9 protein-coding genes are annotated in these 12161 nt (G+C 33.9%); 3 read left to right on the forward strand and 6 right to left on the reverse strand.

The window, feature by feature from the left end; translation table 11 throughout:
* Positions 1–79: 79 nt before the first annotated feature.
* Positions 80–1180 carry a DUF4407 domain-containing protein gene (locus ACQY44_RS10980; protein ID WP_428230401.1) on the reverse strand — a complete coding sequence of 367 codons (1101 nt, stop codon included), beginning with the start codon at positions 1178–1180 and terminating at the stop codon, positions 80–82.
* Between the two features lie 236 nt (positions 1181–1416).
* Between ACQY44_RS10980 and ACQY44_RS10985 the strand changes: the two genes are divergently transcribed.
* Together ACQY44_RS10985 and ACQY44_RS10990 are read left to right on the forward strand one after the other, a co-directional pair.
* Positions 1417–4227, forward strand: coding sequence for a TonB-dependent receptor (locus ACQY44_RS10985; protein WP_428230402.1), 2811 nt, complete (start codon positions 1417–1419; stop codon positions 4225–4227).
* Between the two features lie 73 nt (positions 4228–4300).
* On the forward strand, positions 4301–5359 hold the full coding sequence (locus tag ACQY44_RS10990) for a phytase (RefSeq protein ID WP_428230403.1): 1059 nt from the start codon (positions 4301–4303) through the stop codon (positions 5357–5359).
* 146 nt (positions 5360–5505) lie between these two features.
* On the opposite strand, the gene pckA is transcribed toward ACQY44_RS10990, so the two are convergent.
* Positions 5506–7110, reverse strand: a complete 1605-nt coding sequence (gene pckA / locus ACQY44_RS10995) for a phosphoenolpyruvate carboxykinase (ATP) (RefSeq protein WP_428230404.1) — start codon at positions 7108–7110, stop codon at positions 5506–5508.
* 300 nt (positions 7111–7410) lie between these two features.
* Positions 7411–7797 carry a DUF423 domain-containing protein gene (locus ACQY44_RS11000; protein ID WP_428230405.1) on the reverse strand — a complete coding sequence of 129 codons (387 nt, stop codon included), beginning with the start codon at positions 7795–7797 and terminating at the stop codon, positions 7411–7413.
* Positions 7798–7989: 192 nt separating this feature from the next.
* Here ACQY44_RS11000 and ACQY44_RS11005 point away from each other — a divergent pair, with 192 nt between their 5' ends.
* A complete protein-coding gene (locus tag ACQY44_RS11005; RefSeq protein ID WP_428230406.1) occupies positions 7990–9354 on the forward strand; it encodes a saccharopine dehydrogenase family protein in 1365 nt (454 codons plus the stop codon).
* A 169-nt stretch (positions 9355–9523) separates the two neighbouring features.
* Here the strand turns inward: ACQY44_RS11005 and ACQY44_RS11010 are convergent, their stop codons facing one another.
* From ACQY44_RS11010 to ACQY44_RS11020, 3 genes are all read right to left on the reverse strand, one after another.
* Positions 9524–10906 (reverse strand): energy transducer TonB, encoded by a 1383-nt coding sequence (locus tag ACQY44_RS11010; protein ID WP_428230407.1) that lies wholly within the window; start codon positions 10904–10906, stop codon positions 9524–9526.
* Entirely contained in the window at positions 10903–11274 is a 372-nt protein-coding gene (locus tag ACQY44_RS11015) for a BlaI/MecI/CopY family transcriptional regulator (RefSeq protein ID WP_428230408.1), read from the reverse strand. Before ACQY44_RS11015 ends, ACQY44_RS11010 begins: the two co-directional genes overlap by 4 nt.
* Positions 11275–11441: 167 nt before the next feature.
* Entirely contained in the window at positions 11442–11864 is a 423-nt protein-coding gene (locus tag ACQY44_RS11020) for a hypothetical protein (protein ID WP_428230409.1), read from the reverse strand.
* Positions 11865–12161: the final 297 nt, after the last annotated feature.

The raw sequence follows: 12161 nt of genomic DNA on the forward strand, positions 1-12161 counted from the left end.
AAAAATCAAATTTAATATTTTGAAATATATAAAAAGTTTAATTTAAGATAAATTTCCATTTTAATATTAAATTAAATAATTAAAGCGTCGCTTTCTGTTTTTCTACAAAATTATGCGCTTGTAATTCTAATAATTCGGTTGCTTTTTTGCGTTGCAGATCGTAAAGATTTTTATCTTCAGCAATATCTGCATAAACTCTGTCGTGCATTTCAGCACTGGTTTTTACTAATAAATCGCGTTGGTATTTATTTTGTGCCAAAGTCGCTTTCATTGCGGTTTCGGCCTCTTCCTGTTTAAAATCGAATTCGCCTTTTGGAGCTAATAATTTTGCTATAATTGGTGAAGTTTCAATTGCCAGGAACAACAGCATTATAAAAAATGAAGGTAGCCACGGCAGTTTATTCAAAGCGTTAATTCTCGCCATTAAACCGTCAAAACCTTCGATAATGGGTTGCGTTTGGGATACTTTTTTATCTAAATCAGCCTGTAGTTGTGTTCCTGCTTTTTCTTTTTCGGCAATTTTAGCTTCGTTTGCTGCTTTTAGCGTTGCAAATTCTTTTAAAGATGCGTCGTGTTTTTCACGTTTCTCTTTATAAACCGGACCTTTTCCGAGTTTTTTTGTTCCGGCAGTTCCTTCGGCTTCTGTAATATAAGTGGAGTATAAAGCGTTTACTTCTTTTTCTTTCTTCAGAATATCTGCTTTTAAAGCTGCAATCTCTGCTTTATTTTTGTCTAAATCTGATTTGAAATAATTGCCAACTTGTTTTTTATTGGCTAATTCCATTTCATTCTTTTCTTTCAATAAAACGGTATTGATTTCTTTTTCGAAAATTTTAATTTCCAAAGGTTTAGAAATTACGATCGCAATAATAATCGCCAGCATAATTCGCGGGGTCGCTTGCAGGAATTCATCCATAAAACGATCTCTTTTTTTAATAGTCGAAACAATAAATCGATCTAAATTGAAGATCAGTAAACTCCAAACAAAACCAAAAATTAAAGCCGGGTAAATGGAATCAAAAATAGTAAAAAGCGCATAAGCACTGGCAAGGAAAGCCATAACTGCGGTAAAAAAAACGGTAGCGCCAATACCAACATATTTGGTTTGTTCGCCTTCTGAACAGCCTTCGAGAAGATCTCTGTCGGCTCCAGAACAAAGGATAAAAAATTGTTTTAACATGATTGATGATTTTTGATTGTGATTGATACGGCAAATTTAACGCCAAAATTTTAATTCTGATGTAAATACTTGATTTGTTTTAAGTTGCGCCTATAAAAATTCCTTTTTTATTAAATGTTACTTTAACATTAATCTATTTCTAATGTTAGAAAGGAATCGTAACACTATGTTAATTTTTTTCAACGTCTTTAATAACATTAAGGTTCTAGTTTCGCAACAAAACAAACTAAAACACAATGAAAAAAATTTATTTAATAGTAACATTCATGCTATTCGCCTTTTCCGGTTATGCTCAAAAAGCCATAATCTCAGGAAAAGTATTAGACATTGACGACAAACTTCCGTTACCGGGAGCGATGATTCAAATTGTAGGAGAAAACAAATATACGGTTTCAGATTACAATGGTCGTTTTGAATTACTAAACATCAATGTTGGAACTTACAAAGTAGAAGTAAAATATATAGGATATACCGCCATAACTCAGGAAATCACTGTAGAACAAGGTAAAAATAATGTTATCGATTTTGCGCTTAAAACTTCGGGAACAGAGTTGAATGAAGTAGTAGTTGGAGACATTTTAAAAGGTCAGGCGAAAGCTTTAAATCAACAAAAAAATAGTAAAAACATCGGAAACATCATTTCATCTGATCAAATGGGGCGTTTTCCGGATGCCAATGTTGGAGATGCATTAAAACGTGTTCCGGGTATCACGATGCAAAACGATCAGGGTGAAGCGCGTAACATTATTATCAGAGGTCTGGCTCCATCATTGAACTCGGTAACTTTAAATGGTGACCGAATTCCGTCTGCAGAAGGAGACAATAGAAACGTACAAATGGATTTGATTCCATCGGATATGATTTCGACGATCGAAGTAAATAAAACACTGACTTCAGACATGGATGCTGATGCAATTGGAGGTTCTGTAAATTTAGTAACGAGAGCAACTCCAAACGGCGAAAGAATCTCGGCAACTCTTGCAGGTGGTTATATGCCAATTCGCGAACACGCCACTTATACAGCAGGATTAGTATACGGAAATCGTTTTTTAGATAATAAATTAGGAGCTGTTTTTAGCGGATCTTATAATAATGTAAATTACGGATCTGATAATATCGAAAACGAATGGGTAAAAGATGAATTCGGGAATGAATATCTTCAGGCATCAGAAATCAGAAAATATGATGTACAGCGTATTCGCCGCAGCGGATCTGTGGCATTAGACTATAAATTTGATGAGAACAATACCATTTTTGCCAATGCCATTTATAACTGGAGAGATGACAGGGAAAATCGTTTCAGAACGACTTATGATGACATCGAACCTATTTATAATGGCGAACAAATTACAGGTTTTGAAGGTCGCGTCAAACGCCAGACAAAAGGTGGAATTGATAATGATCGTGATAAAAACAGACGATTAGAGGATCAAAGAGTTCAGAATTATTCGATTCGCGGAGAACATCTAATCAACTCAAAACTAGATTTAGACTGGTCTGCCAACTATGCAAAAGCAAGGGAATACCGTCCGGGAGAACGTTATATCGAATACCGTCAGAAAGGATTGGATATGACACAGGATTTATCAGATATTAGATTTCCTCTCATCACAACAACCGGAGAAGCGCTGGATAAATTTAAATTTCAAACGGTTACTGAAAATACAGATGAAACGAGCGAAAGTGAATTTGGAGCAAAAATAAATATCCGTTTCCCTTTTACTATTATTCCTTCTGAAAAAGGAAGATTGAGAACCGGACTTAGACTTCGATTAAAAGAAAAAGAAAGAAATAATAATTTCTACGCTTACGAACCAATCAATAATGATATGGCTTTGTTATCACAAGTTCAAAACACTTATTATGACGGTACAAACTTTAATCCGGGAAGCAAATATGTTCCGGGAAGTTTTGCGTCAGCAAATTTCTTAGGAAGCCTTGATTTGAATAATTCAACATTATTTGATAAATCAGCAGATCCGGCAGAATTTTTAGCGGTAAACTATAATGCTAAAGAAAGCATTTATGCGGCTTATGTAAGATGGGATCAGGATTTTAATGACAAGCTTTCTATGGTTTTAGGTTTCCGCGTAGAGAATACCCATATTGATTATACCGGAAATCGTGTTTTGGACGAAGAAGAATTAGAAAGTAAAATCAATACTACAAATTCGTATACTAATTTATTACCAAGTATCTCTTTGCAGTATAATGCTACCAAAGATTTAGTTTTAAGAGCTGCAGTTACAACGGCTTTAGCAAGACCAAACTATTATGCATTGGCTCCTTATGTAAACAATATTGCGGCTGATAAAGAAATTTCAGCCGGAAATCCAGATCTTGACGCGACATATTCATACAATTATGATTTCATGGCAGAGAATTATTTTAAATCTGTTGGATTAATTTCGGGAGGTGTTTTCTATAAGAGATTAGATAATTTCATTTACAACTATAGCGACAATCAATATACTGCCGCAAAATTTGCTGCTGATTTCCCAAATCAGACAAACCCAATCCCTGCTGGTGAAAACTGGTCGTTTTTACAATCAAGAAACGGAGATACTGTCGATGTTTATGGTTTTGAAGTCGCTTTTCAACGTCAGTTAGATTTTCTTCCGGGTAAATTCCTCAAAGGATTTGGTATTTATTTGAACTATACCTACACCAAATCGAAAGCAAAAGGAATCGCTGACGAAGACGGAAACGAAAGAAATAACATTAGTCTTCCGGGAACAACGCCACATATGTTCAACGGATCATTATCTTGGGAAAACAAACGTTTTTCTGCCAGAGTTTCGACCAACTTTACTTCAGATTATTTAGATGAATTGGGTTCAGAATCCTACAAAGACAGTTATTACGACAAACAGTTTTTCTTAGACGCAAATGCTTCTTTCAAGATTACTCCAAAACTTCGTCTTTTTGCCGAAGCCAACAACTTAACTAACCAGCCTTTACGTTACTACCAGGGAGTTGAGGCGCATACCAAACAAGCAGAGTACTATCAGGCCCGATATAATTTTGGGTTGAAACTTGACTTGTAATAATCAATTTATAAAATTCTTAAATTGGGCAGGACTTAACCGTTCTGTCTAATTTATTCAAATGAAATTCATAATGAGAAATAAATCTATAATAGCTTTTTTACTTTTAAGTACTTTATTTATAGCTTGTAAAGATGATAAATTAGCACCCGTTGCTGCAAATGCTGTAAAACCAACTGTTGTTACACAAGCTTTACCTCACGATACAGATGATCCATCAATCTGGATTCACCCAACTGATGCCTCAAAAAGTATTATTGTAGGAACAGATAAAGATACCGATGGAGCTTTGTATGCCTTTGATTTAAAAGGAAAAATAATTGCAAAATCTGAAGTATTAAAACGCCCTAACAATGTTGATATCGCTTACGGTTTAGTAATCGACGGAAAAAAAGTTGACATTGCCGTAACCACGGAACGCGAATCGAACAAAATAAGGGTTTTTAGTTTACCTGATTTAAAAGCAGTTGACAACGGCGGAATCCCTGTTTTTGAAGGTTCAGCATTGCGTGATCCAATGGGAATTGCCTTGTATACCCGAAAAAGCGATGGGAAAATATTTGCTATTGTAGGCAGAAAATCAGGACCATCAGGAAGTTATTTATGGCAATATGAACTTTCAGGAAAAGGAAAATTCGCTACAGCAAAAGTGATTCGCAAATTTGGTGCTTACAGCGGAAAGAAAGAAATTGAAGCCATTGCAGTGGATAACGAATTAGGAACTGTTTTGTATTGCGACGAACAATTCGGAATCAGAAAATACAAAGCCGATCCTGCTTTGAATGACAATAAAGAGATAGCACTTTTTGGAAAAACAGGTTTCAAAGCCGATAATGAAGGAATCGCGATCTACAAAAAAACCGATTCTACGGGATATATTTTAATATCCAATCAGCAGGCCAATACTTTTATGGTGTATCCAAGGGAAGGTGCAAAAGGAAACCCGAACAATTATCCTTTGTTAGCAGAAATTCCAACATCGACTATTGAATGTGACGGTGCCGATGCTACGAATATAAATTTAGGCGGGAATTTCAAAAATGGCCTTTTCGTAGCCATGAGCAACGGAATGACGTTTCATTATTATGCCTGGGATTTGATCCAGAAACGTATCGACGAAAGTAAGAAATAGTTCTTTTTTTGTTTTAAGTTTAAAGTTTCAGGTTCAAACCAAAACGTGAAACGTGAAACGTGAAACTTAAAACCTTAAGCGTGAAACAAAAACAAAAAAGCTGTTCATAACGAACAGCTTTTTTTAGTTTGAATTAGTAATCTTCCTTATTCTGTAATCGGTGCGCCGGCTAAAATTTCAGCGTTGGCAAACTCTTCAAATTTGGCAAAATTAGCTTTGAATTTCTGTGCTAATTCCACTGCTTTTTTATCGTATAACTCAGGATCTTCCCAGGTATTTCTAGGATTTAAAATTTCAGTTGGAACATTTGGGCAAGATTGTGGTTTTGCAATCCCGAATACTGCATGATTTTTATATTCTACATTATCCAATTCTCCGTTTAATGCAGCGGTAATCATGGCGCGGGTATATTTTAGTTTCATACGCGTTCCAGTTCCGTAAGCTCCACCAGTCCAACCTGTGTTGATCAACCAAACTTTTACGTCTGCGTCTTTCATTTTTTTAGTTAGCATTTCAGCATAACGTGTTGGGTGTAATGGCATAAATGGCGCTCCAAAACAAGCAGAGAAATTAGGTTGTGGTTCTGTAACTCCTGCTTCTGTTCCTGCAACTTTTGCTGTATATCCCGAGATAAAATGGTAAGCAGCCTGACCTGGAGTTAGTTTTGAAATTGGAGGCAAGATTCCGAAAGAATCTGCCGTTAAGAAAAATATATTTTTAGGATTATGTCCTATAGATCCCGGTTGAATATTATCAATATGTGTTATTGGGTAACTTACACGTGTGTTTTGAGTGATTGAAACATCATCATAATCAACTTCGTTTGTTCCAGGTTTGAAAACTACATTTTCTAACAACGCTCCTTTTTTGATCGCTCTAAAAATGTCCGGTTCGTGTTCTTCTGTCAGATTAATTACTTTTGCGTAACAACCTCCTTCGAAGTTAAAAACCGTATTTTCTGCAGTCCACCCATGTTCATCGTCTCCAATTAATTTACGTGCAGGATCTGCTGATAAAGTTGTTTTTCCGGTTCCTGATAATCCAAAGAAAATTGCTGTATCTCCGGCTTCACCAACATTGGCACTACAGTGCATTGGTAATGTATTTTTGAAAACCGGCAAGATGAAGTTTAAAGCAGAGAAAATCCCTTTTTTCATTTCTCCTGTATAACCTGTTCCGCCAATAAGAGCTATTTTTTTAGTAAAATCCAGAATAGCAAAATTAGACTGACGCGTTCCGTCTATAGCAGGATCTGCCATAAAACTTGGCGCACAAATAACAGTCCATTCCGGAGTAAAGTTGGCTAACTCAGAATCTTCCGGTCTTAAGAACATATTGTAGCAAAACAAATTAGACCACGCAGTTTCTGTAACAACGCGAACATTTAGTCTGTAATTAGGATCAGAACAAACATAAGAATCGCGAACAAAAACTTCTTTGTCTGATAAAAACTGAGTTACCTTATTATATAGTTTCTCAAAAGCAGCTGGTTCAAAAGGAATATTTACATTTCCCCACCAAACTTTATCTTCAGTTATACTATCTTTTACAATAAAACGATCCTGAGGAGAACGTCCTGTAAATTCACCTGTATTAATTGCCAATGCGCCTGTAGAGTTCTCAACACCTTGGCCTGACTGCAAAGTGATCGCATGCAATTCATCAGCAGATAATTGGTAGCGAACTTTTGCATTTTCAATTCCTAACTCTTTTAGCGAAATCGATTGCGAGAAAACGGTGTGACTGTCCATAAATTTTTAGTTGTGTGTGATATTTAATAAAAAGCAAAATTATAGATTTATTATTAATCCTTTAAAAATATTTAAATTTTACTTTTATTTATATCAATAAGGTAAAATTTGATCTTAAAAATCAATAAAATAAAAAAATAACTGCCTCTAATTTGTTTTCTTATAATCCACAAAATGAATTTGTTATATTATTTACGTATTAAAGTAAAAAACAATAAAAATTCACATAAATAAGATTATATGTTATTTATGAGACAAAATTAAAGATTAATTTTTAGATAGAATTTTTTATTCGGGATTTTATGATTTTCTCCTCAAAATCGTAACAAATAATACCGCCCAGGCAATAATTAATAGAAAACCTCCCAAAGGTGTTGCGAATACGATAATTTTAAAATCGAAGACTGTAAGACTTTTTGTCGCTAATAAATAGATAGAACCGCTAAAAAGAAGCACTCCTGCAACAACTAAATTATAAATTGTTTTTAAGGTTTTTTCAGCGATATCTTTTCTGGTCGAAAGAAAAAGTAAAAATAAAGCATGATACATTTGGTAACGAACACCAACCTCAAAAGTATTTAGTTCTTCTACAGATAAATATTTTTTCAGTAAATGCGCACCAAATGCCCCTAAAATAATGGATAACATTCCCATAAAAGCTGCTGCTAAAACAATTCTTCTTTTCATATTTTCTAGTCTTTTTATTCTCAGGTAAAAATACTTCAATACATTTTAAAAAGCATTTTAGTTTTCAAAAATCTTTTCAGGAAAAAGAAATCTACTATGATTTGGCTTCAAAATAAAAAATAATGCATTTTTGGAAAATTAAAATTGTTACATATTTAACAATTTAATATATTTGTGTTATATATTTAAAACATGAGAAGCATTTTAATCTTTGGAGCCGGTAGATCTGCATCGTCGCTGATTCGTTATTTATTATCAAAATCAGAAAGCGAAAACCTACATCTTGTTGTAGCGGACTTGTCTTTGGCTTTGGCCGAAAAAAAGACACAAAATCACCCTAATGCCACTCCAATTGCTTTGAATATTTTTGAAACCGAAGAAAGAAAAGCAGCAATAGAAAAAGCAACAATTGTAATCTCGATGCTGCCTGCTCATTTGCATATCGAAATTGCCAAAGATTGTATTGAATTCAAAAAACACCTCGTTACAGCATCTTATATAAGTGATGCAATGCAGGCACTGGATGAAGAAGCTAAAAAAAACAATCTGATTTTCATGAACGAGATTGGCCTTGATCCGGGAATCGACCATATGAGCGCCATGAAGGTTATTGATGAAATCAGGGCAAAAGGAGGTAATATGCTGCTTTTTGAATCATTCTGCGGCGGATTAGTAGCTCCGGAATGTGATAACAATTTATGGAATTACAAATTTACATGGGCACCCAGAAATGTAGTTCTGGCCGGACAAGGCGGTGCCGCAAAATTTATTCAGGAAGGTACTTATAAATACATCCCGTACGGAACGGTTTTTCGCAGAACCGAATTTCTGGAAGTGGAAGGTTACGGAAAATTTGAAGCGTATTCTAACCGTGATTCTCTTAAATACAGATCGATTTATGGCTTAGATGATATTTTGACCTTATATCGCGGAACCATTAGAAGGGTTGGTTATTCGAAAGCATGGAATATGTTTGTGCAATTGGGCATGACCGATGATAGTTACATCATGGAAGGTTCAGAAAACATGAGTTACCGCGAATTCGTAAATTCATTTTTACCGTATCACCCGACAGATTCTGTAGAGATTAAAACCAGATTGATTTTAAAAATCGATCAGGACGATATCATGTGGGATAAACTCCTGGAACTGGATTTATTTAATCCCGACAAGAAGGTAAATTTACCCAACGCTACTCCTGCCCAAATATTAGAAAAAATACTTTCAGACAGCTGGACTCTGGAACCCAACGATAAAGATATGATTGTCATGTATCACAAATTTGGATACGAACTCAATGGCAAAAAACAGCAAATCGATTCAAAAATGGTTTGCATTGGCGACGATCAAACTTATACTGCAATGGCAAAAACGGTGGGATTACCGGTTGCTATGGCGACATTATTAATTTTGAACGGAAAAATTACCACATCAGGCGTACAGCTTCCGATAAAAAAAGAAGTGTATTTGCCTATTTTAAAAGAGTTAGAAGAATACGGGGTTATTTTTAATGAACAAAATATGCCCTATTTTGGATATAATCCAGACTTGTTTTAAGCTGGATTTGTTAGTTTTTTAGAATTTTTTTTTTAGTTTTTTATTTATCCGCTTCTTTTACAAGAAGCGGATTTTTTTTCTTTTAAGGGACAAAGGTTTTTTAATTAGATAGTTTCATCTATACATACTAAAGTCAAACCTTTGCAACTTTGAATCTTCCTCAAAAAACCTATTTATCGCTTTTAATTGATATTGGTAAACTATAGGATACACGAACTGGTTCTCCATCTTTAGAAGCCGGAATCCATTTTGGAGAAAGTTTTAAAACACGAATGGCTTCATCGCCTAATCCGTATCCTAAATCTTTTACAATTTTAAGTTCAGACAAACTTCCATCTTTTTCAACCATAAATTCCATAAATACCTTGCCTTCTATTTTATTTTTTGAAACTTCTGCAGGCATTTTGTAGTTCTTACCAATGAATTTATAGAATTCTGTAATTCCACCCGGAAATTGCGGTTCTTTGACACCAGTTGTATCATAACTAACTTTAAGACCTTCCTGTTCAGTTAAAGCAGAAGTACTTTTTAAAGCAGACGGCGGAGGTGGTGGTGGAGGAATTCTTCTTTTTTGTTCGTCCGTTAATTCAGCGTAATCTTTTTTCAGAATAATATTCTTTTTTTCGTCTTTAAAAACGACATCCGTTTTAGAAGAAAGTTTTTTAATAGTATCGGTTTTCATTTCAACCTTACTGCTCTGGGCAATAGTTTTAACACATAAAAAAGCGGTTAAAACCAATACAACAGGTACGATAGCAATTTTCTTTAGAAACGCTATGTTTTTTGATGTTCTCTTTGTCATCATAATTAATCTTTTTTTTGTTACTAAATAATTTAAATTACTGGCCAAGTAAATCGTTTGATGTCCGCTTCCTGTTCTTAAAAGTAAATTTTGGTAAAACGGAACATTATTATAGGTCTGCACTATTTCCTGATCAGCAAGAAATTCATGATTGAGCTGAATTGCTTTTTTATACCATAAAAAGATGGGATTGAACCAAAAAATGGTTTTTAAAAACTCCACAAACAAAATATCAAAAGTGTGTTTTTGAGTTACATGAACTAATTCATGCGTGTATAATTCTTCTTCAATATTTCGGTTTTTGTAATCATCTGCATTAATGAAAATATAATTCAAGAATGTATGTGGCAGAATCTTTTCATCAACCAAAACCAATTTTGATTTTTTGAAATTTACGATTGGATTAATCTTCGATTTTGAAATTATGCTCCAAACGTTTCTTCCAAATCGTATTGCTAATATTAGCGTTACGAAACCATATAAACTCCATAAAAAGATCAATTTATAATCGGTTTTTTCTGCAACCTGATGCATGATTCCTGCTTGACCAATGCTGATTTGATTTGAAAAATTCACTGGAATTTCTTTGATAATTTCGAATGAAACAAACGGTATTACAAAAGAAATTACAATCGAAAAAAGCAAATAGAATCTATTGAACTGATGCATTTTTTCTCGTTCTAATATCAAATAATAAAAAACAAGAAAAACACTTAATGCAATCGCTGATTTTATAAAAAAGGCTATCATTTTTTCTTTTTTTGAATTTCTGAATCGATTATTTTTCTAAGTTCTTCCAGTTCCGAAGTCGTTAAATTAGTTTCGGTCGTAAAAAAGGAAGCAAATTGTGATGCAGAATTATTAAAAAAACTGCTGATTAATCCGTTGACGTGTTTCGAGAAGTAAACGGTCTTTTCGACCAAAGGATAATATTCTCGTGAATTTCCAAATTCATTATACGCGACAAATTTCTTGTCGATCATTCGTTTCAAAAGCGTTGCAACGGTTGTTGTGGCGGGCTTTGGCTCCGGATACGCTTCGAGTAAATCTTTCATGAAGGCTTTTTCAAGCTTCCATAAATGTTCCATTAATTGTTCTTCTGAGTTTGATAGTTGCATTTTTTTATTTTTAAGGTGCTAAGGTTCTGAGATTCTAAGTTGCTGAGTTTTTTGATGATTAAGAACAATCTATATTCTATATTCTATATTCTATATTCTATATTCTATATTCTATATTCTTTAAAAAAAAATCCGCGACAATCCGTTTAATCCGCTAAACCCGTGGGCTATTTTATTTCTTGCTCTGAAATTAAATTGCCATTATTATAATTTTTGACTTCGGTTAGTTTTCCTTTATCAGAGTAAAATTTCCAGACTCCGAAATAAAACCAATGCGTTTCTACAGTATCGACTTCGATTTTTGTTTTTCCTTTTGATTGTAGTTTTCCGTTTTCATAATAATATTTTACGATGCAGATTCCGTTTTTGTATTTTTCAGTTTTGTAGATTTTTCCGTTAATATAGGATTTCCACTTTTTTACGGGTTGATCGCTTTTGTAATATTCTAACGATTTATATGTAATGCTATCTTGTTGGTAATTATCAATCCAAAGACCTTCTTTCTTTTTATCAATCTTTTGATTGATGAGTTTGCTTTTACAACTTAAAAGCATGATTCCGCAAAAAAATAGTAATAGAAGGTTTTTCATATTTCCCAAATTAACTCTACAATTATAGATGCTACTCTACAAATGTAGAGATTAATTTTAAATGACCAAAAGAATTTAAAAAAAAGTTTTGTTTTTAAGGTTCAAAGCAACAAAGGCTCAAAGGAACAGAGGCTTAGCAAAATGACATTGTTTTTTTTGAATAGGCCCCAGCTTTATCTGGGGTTTAGAATAAATGTTTAGGAAATGGCTTTAGCCAAATAAATACATTTATAAAAAATTAAAGAATTCGGCTAAAGCCAATTACCATCTTCATAAAAAACTCCAGCTGAAGCTGGA

The organism is Flavobacterium sp., assembly GCF_965277525.1.
Taxonomy (GTDB): domain Bacteria; phylum Bacteroidota; class Bacteroidia; order Flavobacteriales; family Flavobacteriaceae; genus Flavobacterium.